The organism is Pseudomonas sp. Snoq117.2, from assembly GCF_900110545.1.
Taxonomy (GTDB): Bacteria; Pseudomonadota; Gammaproteobacteria; order Pseudomonadales; family Pseudomonadaceae; genus Chryseomonas; species Chryseomonas benzopyrenica.
Genome location: NZ_FOED01000001.1, coordinates 1,070,814 through 1,083,713 on the forward strand (window position 1 = coordinate 1,070,814; position 12,900 = coordinate 1,083,713).

15 protein-coding genes are annotated in these 12,900 nt (G+C 67.0%); 7 read left to right on the forward strand and 8 right to left on the reverse strand.

Annotation, left to right across the window (positions count from 1 at the left end; translation table 11 throughout):
* Nucleotides 1–12: 12 nt before the first annotated feature.
* From bfr to BMZ43_RS05255, 6 genes are all read right to left on the reverse strand, one after another.
* Complete coding sequence (gene bfr, locus BMZ43_RS05230; protein ID WP_093250619.1) at nt 13–510, reverse strand: bacterioferritin; 498 nt, start codon at nt 508–510, stop codon at nt 13–15.
* Nucleotides 511–630: 120 nt separating this feature from the next.
* Entirely contained in the window at nt 631–1,521 is an 891-nt protein-coding gene (locus tag BMZ43_RS05235) for a PA4780 family RIO1-like protein kinase (RefSeq protein WP_017642530.1), read from the reverse strand.
* A 149-nt stretch (nt 1,522–1,670) separates the two neighbouring features.
* Entirely contained in the window at nt 1,671–2,603 is a 933-nt protein-coding gene (locus tag BMZ43_RS05240; protein WP_093250623.1) for a 5-oxoprolinase subunit C family protein, read from the reverse strand.
* Entirely contained in the window at nt 2,600–3,277 is a 678-nt protein-coding gene (gene pxpB, locus BMZ43_RS05245) for a 5-oxoprolinase subunit PxpB (RefSeq protein WP_093250629.1), read from the reverse strand. The genes BMZ43_RS05240 and pxpB overlap by 4 nt, the downstream gene beginning before the upstream one ends.
* On the reverse strand, nt 3,274–4,020 hold the full coding sequence (locus BMZ43_RS05250; RefSeq protein ID WP_093250632.1) for a 5-oxoprolinase subunit PxpA: 747 nt from the start codon (nt 4,018–4,020) through the stop codon (nt 3,274–3,276). Before BMZ43_RS05250 ends, pxpB begins: the two co-directional genes overlap by 4 nt.
* Before the next feature lie 105 nt (nt 4,021–4,125).
* On the reverse strand, nt 4,126–5,046 hold the full coding sequence (locus tag BMZ43_RS05255; RefSeq protein ID WP_017642534.1) for a LysR family transcriptional regulator: 921 nt from the start codon (nt 5,044–5,046) through the stop codon (nt 4,126–4,128).
* Nucleotides 5,047–5,318: 272 nt separating this feature from the next.
* Here BMZ43_RS05255 and BMZ43_RS05260 point away from each other — a divergent pair, with 272 nt between their 5' ends.
* The 7 genes from BMZ43_RS05260 to BMZ43_RS05285 all read left to right on the forward strand — a co-directional run bounded on the left by BMZ43_RS05260 (nt 5,319) and on the right by BMZ43_RS05285 (nt 11,247).
* The gene (locus BMZ43_RS05260; protein ID WP_093250634.1) at nt 5,319–6,026 is read left to right on the forward strand and encodes a DUF969 domain-containing protein; all 708 of its coding nucleotides are present in this window, start codon (nt 5,319–5,321) and stop codon (nt 6,024–6,026) included.
* A complete protein-coding gene (locus tag BMZ43_RS05265; RefSeq protein ID WP_017642536.1) occupies nt 6,023–6,973 on the forward strand; it encodes a DUF979 domain-containing protein in 951 nt (316 codons plus the stop codon). The genes BMZ43_RS05260 and BMZ43_RS05265 overlap by 4 nt, the downstream gene beginning before the upstream one ends.
* Nucleotides 6,974–6,981: 8 nt before the next feature.
* Nucleotides 6,982–7,620, forward strand: coding sequence for a pyroglutamyl-peptidase I (pcp, locus tag BMZ43_RS05270; RefSeq protein WP_093250637.1), 639 nt, complete (start codon nt 6,982–6,984; stop codon nt 7,618–7,620).
* Between the two features lie 79 nt (nt 7,621–7,699).
* Nucleotides 7,700–9,052, forward strand: coding sequence for an MATE family efflux transporter (locus tag BMZ43_RS05275; protein WP_064307955.1), 1,353 nt, complete (start codon nt 7,700–7,702; stop codon nt 9,050–9,052).
* Between the two features lie 64 nt (nt 9,053–9,116).
* Nucleotides 9,117–9,254, forward strand: coding sequence for a hypothetical protein (locus BMZ43_RS26435; RefSeq protein ID WP_007159685.1), 138 nt, complete (start codon nt 9,117–9,119; stop codon nt 9,252–9,254).
* 120 nt (nt 9,255–9,374) lie between these two features.
* Entirely contained in the window at nt 9,375–9,920 is a 546-nt protein-coding gene (locus BMZ43_RS05280; protein WP_064307956.1) for a hypothetical protein, read from the forward strand.
* Nucleotides 9,921–10,206: 286 nt separating this feature from the next.
* Nucleotides 10,207–11,247 carry an acyltransferase family protein gene (locus BMZ43_RS05285; protein ID WP_017642540.1) on the forward strand — a complete coding sequence of 347 codons (1,041 nt, stop codon included), beginning with the start codon at nt 10,207–10,209 and terminating at the stop codon, nt 11,245–11,247.
* Nucleotides 11,248–11,400: 153 nt separating this feature from the next.
* On the opposite strand, the gene BMZ43_RS05290 is transcribed toward BMZ43_RS05285, so the two are convergent.
* On the reverse strand, nt 11,401–11,928 hold the full coding sequence (locus BMZ43_RS05290; protein ID WP_017642541.1) for a glycine zipper 2TM domain-containing protein: 528 nt from the start codon (nt 11,926–11,928) through the stop codon (nt 11,401–11,403).
* A gap of 59 nt (nt 11,929–11,987) precedes the next feature.
* Nucleotides 11,988–12,893 (reverse strand): protein translocase subunit SecF, encoded by a 906-nt coding sequence (gene secF / locus BMZ43_RS05295; RefSeq protein WP_017642542.1) that lies wholly within the window; start codon nt 12,891–12,893, stop codon nt 11,988–11,990.
* Nucleotides 12,894–12,900: the final 7 nt, after the last annotated feature.

Below are 12,900 nucleotides of genomic sequence, written 5' to 3' on the forward strand. Positions count from 1 at the left end.
GCTCCGCCGAGTTTAGAGGCCGGCGCCGTGGGGCGTGGTGCCGCCCTTCATCTGGGATTGCAGGTAGTTCTGCAAGCCGATCTTGTCGATCAGGCCCAGCTGCTGCTCCAGCCAGTAGGCGTGGTCTTCCTCGGTGTCTTCCAGCTGCACGACCAGGATCTCGCGGGTGACGAAGTCCTTGTGCTGGTTGCACAGCGCCACGCCCTGGGCCAGGGCTTCGCGCACCTCGTACTCCAGCGCCAGGTCCGCACGCAGCATCTCCGGCACGGTCTGGCCCACGGTGATGCCGTTGGGCCGCATGTCCGGCGTGCCTTCGAGGAACAGGATGCGGCGCAGCAGGGCATCGGCGTGCTGGGTTTCCTCTTCCATCTCGTGGCCAATCCGCTCGTACAGACGCATCAAGCCCCAGTCCTCGTACATCCGCGAATGGATGAAGTACTGGTCGCGCGCTGCCAGCTCGCCACGCAGCAGCTGGTTGAGGTAGTTGATGACGTCCGGATGGCCTTGCATGAAAAGAGTCCTGTGCTGTTCAGTGCCCAGTTTAGCGCGCCGGCGCCAGGGAGGCGCCGTTCATCGCCCGACCACTGGGGCCGTTCGTCTCATCGCAGCGCTAATCGTTCTGCTTCACGCTCAGCTTAACCACGGTGGTGGTGGCTCTTCGCGCACACTGGGCTCATCCTGTTCGCGACGCGCCGCCTGCCGTCGTTCCTCGTCACGCCGCGCCGCCTCGATCTCGCGCATCACCGCATGGACGTCGGCCTGGTCTTCACGCTCGGCGAACTCGCCGGTCAGCCGCGTATTGGCGAACAACTCGCCCTTCTCGAACAGGGCCCACATCTCCGGCGCATAGCGCGTCGTACGCAATTCCGGCGCGAAGCGACCGAAGTACAGCGCCATGTTCTCCACGTCCCGCGCCAGCAGGCGGAAGGCGTGGTTGTTGCCAGCCGCGTCCACCGCCTGGGGCAGGTCGATGATCACCGGGCCGTCCTCGGCCAGCAGCACGTTGAATTCGGAAAGGTCGCCGTGGACCAGTCCGGCGCAGAGCATGCGCACGATCTGGCCGATCATCAGCTCGTGATAGCGCAGTGCTTCCTCGGCGGTGAGGGTCACGTCGTTGAGCCGCGGTGCGGCCTCGCCATTGCCGTCGGTGACCAGGTCCATCAGCAGCACACCGTCGAGGAAGTCATGGGGCTTGGGTACCCGGACCCCGGCATCGGCCAAGCGATAGAGCGCCGTCACCTCGGCGTTCTGCCAATTGTCCTCACGCTCGCGGCGACCGAACTTGGAGCCCTTGGCCATGGCGCGATTTTCCCGGCTGCCACGCACCTTGCGCCCCTCCTGGTATTCGGCGGCCTGGCGGAAGCTGCGCTTGTCGGCTTCCTTGTAGACCTTGGCGCAGCGTACCTGGCTGCCGCAGCGCACCACGTAGACCGCCGCCTCCTTGCCACTCATCAGGGGCCGTATCACCTCATCGACCAAGCCGTCCTCGATCAGCGGCTCGATGCGTTTGGGAGTTTTCATCGCCGGTTCCAGCTCCTTCTTGTCGGTCGTCACAGGGGACGTGTGAGGCAAGTTTCAAGCCAGACGCCGAGAAAGGGAAGTCGGCATCGCCCCTGAGCGTGCGACTCATCGAAGCGGACAAGATTCCTTGGGTGTGACCGGCTGCGCCCTCAACCGGAAAAGAACGCGAGGAAACGACGCCATTCGTCTTGGGCCACCGCCAGCTCCACCGGAGCGAAGCGCACCTCGTGATGGGCCGGGCACTGGGCCAGGCGCGCCAGGTCCAGGGGATGGATGAAGCCCAGCAGCGGATAGCCGCCCATGGTCTGGCGATCGGCCATGAGCACGATGGGCTGGCCGTCGGGCGGTACCTGGATGGCGCCGGTCACCACCCCCAGCGACCACTGGCGGCGTGGTGGCGCCAGGGGCACGTCCCCGGCCAGGCGGATGCCCATGCGGTCGGATTGCGGGCTGATGCGCCAGGGCTGGTCGCAGAGCGCCTGCTGCGCCGCCGGACCGAAGGCCTCGACGTCACCGCCAAAGATCACCCTTAACGTTGGCACCTCGCGATAGTCCGGCACGAAGCGCGCCGCCGGCCCACAACCGCGCGCATGCAGTTCGGTCACGGCAGCGCAGGCCAACTGCTGCCCTGCCACCAGCGCAGCGCCATTGCCATCCGGACCGCCCAGGCCTTCGCGTCTGTTGCTGGCCATGCTGCCTAGGGTCGCAGGCGCCTGGAAGCCTCCGCCGGCCGCAGCCAGGTAGGCGCGCTGTCCAGCCTGAGCGAAGCCCAGCCGCAGTCGCGCGCCGGCCTTTACCGGAAAGCACGACCAGGCCGGCAGGGACTCGCCATCCAGCCGGGCGTCCAGGGGCGCGCCGGTCAGGGCCAGCCAGGTGTCGGTCTCGATCTCGAATTCGGCGCCGCCCAGGGCGATCTCCAGCAGCGGCGCCGTCATCGGGTTAGCCACCAGGCGATTGGCCCAGCGCGCGGCATGGCCGTCCATGGGGCCCGAGGGCGCCACGCCCAGGTGCTGCCAGCCCTGGCGGCCGAGATCCTGCAGCAGGGTCAGGGGACCGGGCTTGCTGACCAGCAGATCGCTCATGGCTGACCTCCCTGGGCACGAAAGGCCGCTTCGTCGACCGGTACGAAGCGCACGCGATCGCCAGGCGCCAGCAGGCACGGCGGCTCGGCCCGGACATCGAAGACCGTCCACAGGCAGCGGCCGATGAGATTCCAGCCCCCTGGCGAGGCCTGGGGATAGACCGCGGTCTGGCGCTCGGCGATGGCCAGACTGCCGGCAGGGACGCTGGTGCGCGGCGTACTGCGCCGGGGCAGCGCCAGGCGCTCGTCCAGCTCACCGAGAAAGGCGAAACCGGGCATGAAGCCGATGGCGCCTACCTGATAGTCACGACCACAGTGCCGGGCGATGACCTCGGCCTCGCTCAGGCCACAGCGCTCGGCCACCTCGGCGAGGTCTGGGCCGGCATAGAGCGTCGGCACCTCGTGCAGACGCCCGCCCTCGCCCGCCTGCGCGGCACCTGGCCAATCGGCCAGCAGGGGTTCGAGGCCGGCCTGCAGCTCGGCCAGGGTCAGTTGCCGGGGATCGTAGTGCACTAGCAGGCTGGTCCAGCCCGCCACCAGATCGGTCACCGCCGCGCCGAAGCGCTGGCGAATCCGCTCGCCCAGGCGCGCGATGCGCGAAGGCAGTTCGGCATCGGGGTGCTCGGCCAGTTCGAGCAGCAGCGCCGCGACGCCAAAGGGCTTGCAGGCGATCATAGGGCGTCCAGCGCCGCGCGCAGCCGGCGCAGCACTGCCAGGGATTCGGCATTGTCGCCATGCACGCAGAGGCTGTCGGCCTGCAGGCGCATGGGCTGGCCATCGAAGCCGGGAAAGTCTTCGCCCCGGGCGATGGCGACGGCCTGCGCCAGGATGCGCTCGGGATCATGGTGAACGGCGCCGGCCTGGCCACGCGGGGCCAGGGAGCCGTCGGCCAGATAGGCGCGGTCGGCGAAGGCTTCCAGCAGCAACGGCACCCCGGCGGCTTCGGCCAGCCGGCGCTCGCGGGCGTTGTCGGCCTTGGCCAGCACCATCAGCGGCAGTCCCTGGCGATAACGGGCGCAGGCGGAGAGCGCCGCGCTCAGCAGGGCATCGTCCTTGACCAGGGCGTTGTAGAGGGCGCCATGGGGCTTCACGTATTCGACGCGCACGCCTGCGGCGCGGCAGAAGGCGTCCAGGGCGCCGATCTGGTAAAGGATCATGGCCTCCACTTCGGCCGGGGTGCAGGCCATGGGCCGCCGACCGAAACCCACCAGGTCGGGATAGGCCGGATGGGCGCCGATCTGTACGTCATTGGCCACCGCCAGGGTCACGGCGCGCTGCATGGTCAGGGGATCGGCGGCGTGGAAGCCGCAGGCCAGATTGGCCTGGTCGACCAGGGGAATGGCATGGGCATCGTCGCCCATGGACCAGGCACCGTAGCTTTCACCGGAATCGCAATTGAGCAGCAGGCGAGCGGGCATGACAGGATCCTCTGAGGAAGTAGCTCGAGTGTCGGAAAGACGGGGCGCCGCTGTCCAACAAAAGATTCCAGGCGCTGGCGATAAGATACCGTTGAAACACCCGGGCTAGACCAGCACCGGCAAGGCACGCTCCGGGCCCAGGCGCGTACACCAGTCGGCCACCACCGTCTGGCTCAGGGCCACCACCGCCTCGCTCAGCGCCAGGCCGGCACCGCCGTGCCAGCTGGCCTGGACATCGAAGGGCGGCGGTCCGGCCAGCGGCAAGGGCATCAGGCTGCCGCGGGCCAATTCTTCGATCACCAGGGCCGGCGGCAAGGCACCGATGCCGAAGCCCTCGCCCATCAGCTTGATGATGGCCGCCACCGAGTTGATGCAGCAGACCCGCGGTTCGGCGATGCCCTCGCGCTGCAAGAGGCCGAGGATGTCCTGGTGCGGCCGCGAATGGCGGGAAAAGGTGATCAGCCGCTCGCCGGCCAACTCGGCCAGGTTGGCGTAAGGCCGCGCCAAGTGGCTGTCGCTCGCCACCAGCCAGCGCACCGGGTAGCTGGCCAGGTGCAGGTTGCGAATGCCTTCGGCGCGCAGCAGATCGGTCTGGAAGATCAGGTCGAGCTGTCCCCGCGCCAGTTGCTCGGCCAGATTCAGCGCGGTATCGGCGGTCAACTCCAGTTCGATGGCCGGATAGCTCTGGGTGACCGCGGCGATCAACTGATCCAGCCAACTGTGGATCACGGTATCCATCACGCCGATGCGCAGGCGGCCCTCCAGGGTCTGACCATGACCCAGGGCCTCGTGCAGTTCACGCTGGGTCGCCAGCATCCGCTCGGCGTAGCCCAGCACCCGATGCCCCTCGGCGGTCAGACTCACGCCGCGGGAGTCGCGCAGAAACAGTTGCACGCCCAGTTCGCTTTCCAGCACGGCGATGCGGCTGGAGATGGCGGCCTGGGTGGTGGAGAGCTTTTCCGCCGTCAGGCGGAAACTGCCCAGACGGGCGACCCAGACGAAGGTATCGAGAAAGCGCAGATTCATGGGGACCTCGACAAGGCTATCCCGTCACTTTACCCCCACCAGCAGGCTTGTCTGCCCCGCTTTTCCCTATCGGCGGCGAACAGTTTTATTTGCTGGACGCCAGCTCCACCGACGGCAAAAGATGCCAGCCGGCGCCATGCCAAATGACGTCCGACAACAATAACGAGCCGTGCCACGGGCACGGCCTGGATCAGCCGAAGCCGCCTGCGGCTTCCTACCGTCCGCCGCACCGTCTGCCCGGAGCGCGGTGGACCCGCTGGAGACATCCACCCATGCAAACCACCGTCAACCTCTGGCCGCTGCTGGGCGTGCTGGTCATCGTGGTCGGCTTCGTGCTGAGGTTCAATCCGCTGCTGGTGGTCGCCCTGGCCGCCGTGGCCACCGGGATCGCCGCTCAGTTCAGCCCCGAGGCACTGCTCGCCGCCATCGGCACCGGCTTCATCAAGGCGCGCGCCCTGCCGCTGATCATCCTGCTGCCGCTGGCGGTGATCGGCCTGCTCGAGCGCCACGGCCTGCGCCTGCATGCGCAGAACTGGATCGCCCGCTTTCGCAACGCCACCGTCGGCCGCCTGCTGATCTTCTACCTGTTCGTCCGCGAGACCACCGCGGCCTTGGGGCTGACCAGCCTCGGCGGCCATCCGCAGATGGTCCGGCCGCTGCTGGCGCCCATGGCCGAAGGCACCGCCGAAAGACTCCATGGCCGCCTGCCCGAGGCGCTGCGCCAGCGGTTGCTGGCCTTCTGCGCGGCCACCGACAACGTCGGGCTGTTCTTTGGCGAGGACATCTTCGTCGCCTTTGGCGCCATCGCCCTGATGCACACCTTCCTGCTCGGCGCCGGCCTCGATGTCGAACCCCTGCACATCGCTCTCTGGGGCATTCCCACGGCCCTCTGCGCCTTCTTCATCCATGCCCTGCGCCTGCACCGCTTCGACCGCCAGCTCTATCGCGAGCTGACCGCGCGCAAGGAGGTGCAACCATGATCCTGTCGATCCAGTATCTGTTCTGGCTGGCTGGCGCCATCCTGGCGCTGACCGCGGTCATGACCCTGGCCGATCGTCACCACCCCAAGCGCTGGACCAGCGGCCTATTCTGGGGCCTGTTCAGCCTGGTCTTCCTGATCGGCGATCGCCTGCCGCCGGCCTGGGTCGGCGCCGGAGTGCTGCTGATGGCCGTGCTGGCCGGTTGCGGCGCAGTGGGCAGTGGTCACCACGTGACTCGCCCTGAACGCGAGACCCGCGCCAGCGCCGGCCGCCTGGGCAATCGCCTGTTCATTCCGGCCCTGGCGATTCCCGTGGTGACGGTGATCGGCAGCGTGCTGCTCAAGGATGTGCAGATCGCCGGCCTGCCGCTGCTCGATCCCAAGAACGTCACCTTCGTCTCCCTGGGCCTGGGCGCCCTGGTGGCCCTGGCGCTGGCCTGCTGGCTGACCCGGGACACCCCGATCCAGGCCATGCGCGAATCGCGCCGCCTGACCGATGCCCTGGGCTGGTCGCTGGTGTTGCCCCAGGCCCTGGCCATGCTCGGCCTGGTCTTCACCGATGCCGGCGTCGGCAAGGCGGTGGCGCACCTGGCCACCGCCTACGTGGCCCTCGACCTGCGCCTGGTGGCGGTAGTGGTCTATGTGGTGGGCATGGCCGCCTTCACCGTCATCATGGGCAACGGCTTCGCCGCCTTCCCGGTGATGACCGGCGGCATCGGCGTGCCGGTGCTGGTGGGTGTCTATCATGCCGATCCGGCGGTGATGGCTGCCATCGGCATGTTCTCCGGCTACTGTGGCACCCTGATGACGCCCATGGCGGCCAACTTCAACATCGTCCCGGCGGCCCTGCTGGAACTGGACGACAAGAACGCCGTGATCAAGGCCCAGGTCCCCACCGCCCTGGCGGTGCTGGCTTGCAACGTGGTGCTGCTCTATCTGCTGATGTGAGGTATCCCATGACCCTGCTGCTCACCGGCTTCGCACCCTTCGGTGGCGAAGAGCTCAACCCTTCCTGGGAGGCCGTGCGCCGACTCGACGGCGAACGCCTCGGCGATCTACCCGTGGTCGCGGCGCAGTTGCCGACCGCATTCGGCGCCGCCCTTCGGGTGCTGGACGAGTTACTCGACCGCCATCGTCCCACCCTGGTGGTAGCGGTCGGCCAGGCCGGCGGGCGGGCCGAGCTGTCGCTGGAACGCATCGCCATCAACGTCGACGATGCCCGCATCCCCGACAATGTCGGACGTCAGCCCATCGACGAACCGGTGGTGCCCGGCGGCCCCGCGGCCTACTTCAGCACCCTGCCGATCAAGGCCATGGTCCATGCCCTGCGCGCCGCCGGCTTTCCCGCGGCGGTGTCCCAGACCGCCGGTACCTTCGTCTGCAACCACGTCTTCTACGGCCTGCAGCATCGCCTGCAGGGCACCGGGGTACGCGGCGGGTTCATCCATATTCCTTATCTGCCGGCCCAGGCCGCCAACCAGCCCGGGGCGCCGTCCATGGCCCTGGAGACCCTGGTCGCCGGCCTGCGCCTGGCGCTCACCTGCGCGGCGACCACCCAGGCGGACCTGCGCGAAGGCGGCGGCCAACTGGACTGACCCCCGCAGGCGCTGCGGCGGAGGACCACCCGGGCTGGCTGGCCTACAATGCCCCCTCCGCCGCCGCTGCGATTAGCCCATGTCCACCCTGCTTGCCGACTGGCGTCATCCCCTGCTGCACCGCCGCGTCTGGGCGCTGGCCGCGCCCATGATCCTGTCCAATCTCAGCGTGCCGCTGGTGACCCTGGTCGACAGCGCCATCGCCGGTCACCTGCCGCAAGCCCGCCAGCTCGCCGCGGTGGCCATGGGCGGCGCCTTCTACACCGCCCTGCTCGGCATCCTCGCCTTCCTGCGCATGGGCACCACCGGCTTCGCCGCCCAGGCCAGTGGGCGGCGCGATGGCGCCGCCCTGCGCCAGATCCTCTTGCAAGCCGGTCTGCTGGGCCTCGGGTTGTCTCTGGTCCTGCTGCTGATGGCCAGCCTGGCGCTGGAGCCGCTGCTCGCCTGGCTCGGCCTGGATCCCGCCTTCGCCGAGCTGGCCGCGCGCTTCCTGCACCTGCGCCTGCTCGGCCTGCCTGCGGCGCTGCTCAGCTACGCGCTGATCGGCTGGCTGCTCGGCACCCAGGATGCACGCACGCCGCTGGTGCTGCTGCTCACCACCAATGCCCTGAACCTGCTGCTGGTGACCGCTTTCGTGCTCGGCCTCGGCGCCGGGGTGCAGGGCATCGCCCTGGCCTCGGTCCTGGCGGAATGGAGCGGCATGCTGCTCGGCCTCGGGCTGGTGTTGCGCCGTCTGCGGTTGTGGCCGGGACGGATCGATCGCCAGGCGCTGCGCCAGCTCGCCAGCTGGCGCCCGCTGCTGGCGGTCAATCGCGACATCTTCATCCGCTCCCTGGCGCTGCAGGCGGTGTTCCTGCTGTTCGCCGCCCAGGGCGCCCAGCTGGGCGAGACCACGGTGGCGGTCAACGCCCTGCTGCTCAATGGCCTGCTGGTCACCGCCTTCGCCCTCGACGGCCTCGCCCATGCGGTGGAGGCCCTGGCCGGTCATGCCCTCGGCGCTCGCGAGGGCGCCACCCTGCGCCGGGTGCTGGTAATCGCCGGCGGCTGGTCGTTGCTGGCCAGCCTGGTGTTCGCCGTCGCCTTCGCCCTGGGCGGCGATCTGTTCGTCGCCCTGCAGAGCGACATCGCCGCGGTGCGCCAGGAGGCCCATGCCTACCTGCCCTATCTTGCGCTGCTACCCTTGATCGCCATGGTCAGCTACCTGCTGGACGGCCTCTTCATCGGCGCCACCCGCGCCCGCGAGATGCGCAACTCGATGCTCCTCGCCCTGCTGCTGGCACTGCCCCTCGGCGGGTTGCTGCGCGGCCTCGGCAATCACGGCCTGTGGCTGGCCTTTCTGACCTTCATGGCGTTGCGCGGCCTGATCTCCGCCCTACTCGCCTGGCGCCTGGCCCGCCGCGAAGGCTGGCTCGACGACCACGCCAGCGCCTGATCCTGCGGAACCGTCGGGTCGGCGCTCCCCTCAAAGTCGAACATCCCCTGCCGAGAGCGCTGCCATGAGCGAAGACACCCGCGATCAGGAACCCCTGGACACCCCCGCCGACGGCGACGACGTCCCCGAGCACCAGAAGCCGGAAAACCTGGAGAAGCTCAAGGATTACGGCAAGGACCAGATTCCGCCCGGCATCGCCTGACGCCAACCCTGAACCCCTCGACAAAAGCCGTCGACAGCGGTGGCAAAGCCCCGGCGGAGCTTCTAGCATCCGTCGGGTTGAGTGGGCCCCAGGGCCTTCGTGAAGGGAATCCAGATCACCATGACCGTCAGGTCCTACCTGTCGCCTTTCCTTGCGCCCTTATTGGCGCTGCTGGTGCTGTTCCCGGCGCTGGCCCAGGCCGTGGATGGCTATGCGGGCATCGCCTTCGGCACTGACCAGAAAACCTTTCTGGCGAAAAAGCTCTGCACCTTCCAGCCGCGCAAGATCGACGTGGTCGGCGTCGAGTATTTCGAATGCAACGACCTCGCCTTCGCCGGTGAAAAGGTCGAGGCCGGTGCCTTCTTCATCGATGGTCGCTTCCTGCGGCTGTCCATCGTCACGCCCCTGGCCCAGTCCTTTCTGATCGCCGAAGGCCTCACCCAGAAGTATGGCAAGCCCTCCTCCCAGTCATCGGCCGCCGCCTTCGAACGCCTGAACCAGGATGACGACGCCCAGGCCTATCTGGCCTTCGATCACGACACCGTGGTCTACAAGTTCAGCGCCCAGGCGGCACGTCGGAAACAGGTCCTGCTGATCTACACCTCGCCACGTTACGAACCCCTGCTCAAGGAGCGGCAGTTGCAGTTCGTCAAAGACTCGCTTTAAACATCCGGTTACAGCTCGTCGGACAGTTGTCCCCCGGGCGGCCAAAGTGTCGCCCCGTTCACGCCTGGCCGGAAACAAGCCATGAACAATGGCAGATAGCCATGGTCAGAACGCGGGCAAGGAGCCCCTTCCTGTAACCGGCTACTTACGGACGTCGTTCCTTCGGGAGTCCTACCATGACCGAACCTGTCGCGATGCGCGCTCTGGCGCCGCAGCGTTCCTGCTTTCGTTTGCCCCCAGCGCTTGGCTTCAGCGGCACAGGTTCTCCTTTGAAAAGGATCATTCAATGAACACTCGCAATCTCTGGGTCGACTATGCGAAAGCCATTGGCATCGTGCTGGTCGTCTATGGCCATGTCGTCCGCGGCCTGCTCAACGCCGGCATCCTGCAGGACGCCGAATTCCACGGCCTGGTGGACAGCGTCATCTACAGCTTCCACATGCCGCTGTTCTTCTTTCTTTCCGGCCTGTTCTTCTACAGCTCCTTCGTCAAGCGCGGCACCGGCGGCCTGTTGGTGAACAAGATCGACACCATCGTCTATCCCTTCCTGGTCTGGTCGCTGTTGCAGGGCTCGGTGGAGGCGCTAATGTCGCGCTACACCAATGGCGGCGTCAGCTTCAGCGAAGTCCTGACGGTCTGGGAGCCACGCCAGCAGTTCTGGTTCCTCTATGCCCTGTTCCTGGTGTTCTGCCTGGCCATGCTCGCCTATCGCTGGGCCAAGCCGCTGGCCTTCTTTGCCGTGTTCGCCTTTGGCGCCCTGGTCTATCTGTTCCAGAACGCCGGCCCGGAAGACTTCTTCTTCACCTTCACCGCGCAGAACTTCGTGTTCTTCGCCTTCGGCGTCTGGTTCAACAACTTCAAGCAGGCCATCGAGGAACAGGCCGGCCGGGTGATGCTGGGCTCGGGTCTGCTGTTCGTGGTGCTGGAATACTGGTTCCACGGCCTACTAGGCCTGGTCTATACCGATCGTGGCCTGGCCACCCTGGTCCTGGCGCTGAACGGCATCGTCTTCGTCAGCGCCACCTGCATGGTGCTGGCGCAACGGCCGCTGCAGTGGGTGCTGACCCTGGGGGCGCTGTCCATGCCCATCTATGTGATGCACGTACTGAGTGGCAGCGGTGCGCGCATCGTCCTGAGCAAGGGCCTGCACATCAACGACGGCCTGCTGCACATCGTCGCCGGTTGCGCCTTCGGCATCCTGGTGCCCGTGGCCATCGCCAAGCTGCTGGAAGCCCGTGGCATCAACGGTCTGTTCGAGGCGCCGGCGTGGATCTCCGCCCGGCGGTGGCTTCGGCCCAAAGCTGAAACCCCCCGCCCCGCCGTCTGAGTGACGGCTCCGGCCAGGGCGCCCTGCGCCTCTGGCTAGCGTGGAAGAGCGTTTCGATCAGCACGAAACCCCCATGAAAAAACCCGCTACCAGTCACCTGGTAGCGGGTTTTTTCATGGGCTGAAACCCTGGGGCTTCAGCGGTCAAGGCGGATCACTGGCTGGCCAGCACCTGGCCGTTCTTCACTTCCAGTTGCTTGCCCGGCTCGTGGTCCATGCGGACCTGGCCGATCTTGCCATCCAGCAGATACTTGACGTCATAGCCGACCACCTGGTCCTTGCTGTCGGTAACCGTGTTGCAGCGGGTCTGGGTGGTGGTGTAGGTGTCGCGGTTCTGCATGTATTCCTGACCCTTGTTGCCGGCGTAACCACCGCCCACGGCACCGGCGATGGTCGCCAGGGTCTTGCCGCTGCCGTTGCCGACCTGGTTGCCCAGCAGACCGCCGACGACCGCGCCTACGGCGGTCCCGGCGATCTGGTGTTGGTCCTGAACAGGTCGCCGATGAGTCACCGCGACCTCCTTGCAGACCTCGCGCGGGGTCTTGACCGTTTCCTTGACCGGCTGGACGGCGACGACCTCGGCGTACTGAGGCCCGCGGTCGACGAAACTGTACGCCACGGCGCCACCTGCGGTGGCGACGATGGCTCCCAGAACCGTACCTACGAGCATCGACTTGTTCACTACAACCTCCTGACTACTCTGTCATAGCGGGCACCTGGCCCTTTGCCATGCCTGGGACATCAGGGACGCTCGTCGAGTTCCTTGGCCTGCGGCGGAATCAGGTCCTCGCTCTTCAGATCCAGCCAGATCAGCACAACGTTGGCGATATAGATCGACGAGTAGGTACCGGCCATCACGCCGATGAACAGCGCCAGCGAGAAGCCGAACAGGTTGTCGCCACCAAAGATCAGCAGGGCTCCCACGGCGAGCAGGGTCGAGATCGAGGTCGCCAGGGTCCGTAGCAGGGTCTGGGTGGTCGAGACGTTGATGTTCTCGATCAGGTCGGCCTTGCGCAGCACCCGGAAGTTCTCCCGCACCCGGTCGAACACCACGATGGTGTCGTTGAGCGAGTAACCGATGATCGCCAGGACCGCCGCCAGCACCGTCAGGTCGAAGGTGATCTGGAAGAACGACAGCAGCCCCAGGGTCACCACCACGTCGTGCACCAGCGACAGGATGGCGCCCACGGCGAACTTCCACTGGAAGCGGAAGGCCACGTAGACCAGCACGCTGCCCAGGGCCAGCAACATGCCCAGGCCGCCCTGGTCACGCAGCTCCTCGCCCACCTGCGGGCCGACGAACTCGGTACGGGTCAGGGAGAAGTTCTCGGTGCTCGCCTGCTGCAGCGCGCCGGTCACCTTCTGGCCCAGTTGGGGATCGTCACCGGGCATCCGTACCAGCACGTCGGTGGTGGCGCCGAAGCTCTGCACCACGGCGTCTTCGAAGCCGGCGCCCTGCAATTCCTGACGGATCTTGCCGAGGTCGGCCGGCTGCTCGTAGCGCAGCTCGATCAGGGTGCCGCCGGTGAAGTCCAGGCCGAAGTTCAGCCCCTTATAGAACCAGCTGAACAGCGCCAGTACGGTCAGGAGCGCGGTGATGGCGAACGCGATATTGCGTACGCCCATGAAGTTGATGGTCTTTTTCATGGCCGCG

Bases quoted from the DNA above. Each gene is read 5' to 3' on its own strand.
- bfr (WP_093250619.1), bottom strand. From the start codon at position 510: ATGCAAGGCCATCCGGACGTCATCAACTACCTCAACCAGCTGCTGCGT.
- BMZ43_RS05235 (WP_017642530.1), bottom strand. From the start codon at position 1,521: ATGAAAACTCCCAAACGCATCGAGCCGCTGATCGAGGACGGCTTGGTC.
- BMZ43_RS05240 (WP_093250623.1), bottom strand. From the start codon at position 2,603: ATGAGCGATCTGCTGGTCAGCAAGCCCGGTCCCCTGACCCTGCTGCAG.
- pxpB (WP_093250629.1), bottom strand. From the start codon at position 3,277: ATGATCGCCTGCAAGCCCTTTGGCGTCGCGGCGCTGCTGCTCGAACTG.
- BMZ43_RS05250 (WP_093250632.1), bottom strand. From the start codon at position 4,020: ATGCCCGCTCGCCTGCTGCTCAATTGCGATTCCGGTGAAAGCTACGGT.
- BMZ43_RS05255 (WP_017642534.1), bottom strand. From the start codon at position 5,046: ATGAATCTGCGCTTTCTCGATACCTTCGTCTGGGTCGCCCGTCTGGGC.
- BMZ43_RS05260 (WP_093250634.1), top strand. From the start codon at position 5,319: ATGCAAACCACCGTCAACCTCTGGCCGCTGCTGGGCGTGCTGGTCATC.
- BMZ43_RS05265 (WP_017642536.1), top strand. From the start codon at position 6,023: ATGATCCTGTCGATCCAGTATCTGTTCTGGCTGGCTGGCGCCATCCTG.
- pcp (WP_093250637.1), top strand. From the start codon at position 6,982: ATGACCCTGCTGCTCACCGGCTTCGCACCCTTCGGTGGCGAAGAGCTC.
- BMZ43_RS05275 (WP_064307955.1), top strand. From the start codon at position 7,700: ATGTCCACCCTGCTTGCCGACTGGCGTCATCCCCTGCTGCACCGCCGC.
- BMZ43_RS26435 (WP_007159685.1), top strand. From the start codon at position 9,117: ATGAGCGAAGACACCCGCGATCAGGAACCCCTGGACACCCCCGCCGAC.
- BMZ43_RS05280 (WP_064307956.1), top strand. From the start codon at position 9,375: ATGACCGTCAGGTCCTACCTGTCGCCTTTCCTTGCGCCCTTATTGGCG.
- BMZ43_RS05285 (WP_017642540.1), top strand. From the start codon at position 10,207: ATGAACACTCGCAATCTCTGGGTCGACTATGCGAAAGCCATTGGCATC.
- secF (WP_017642542.1), bottom strand. From the start codon at position 12,893: ATGAAAAAGACCATCAACTTCATGGGCGTACGCAATATCGCGTTCGCC.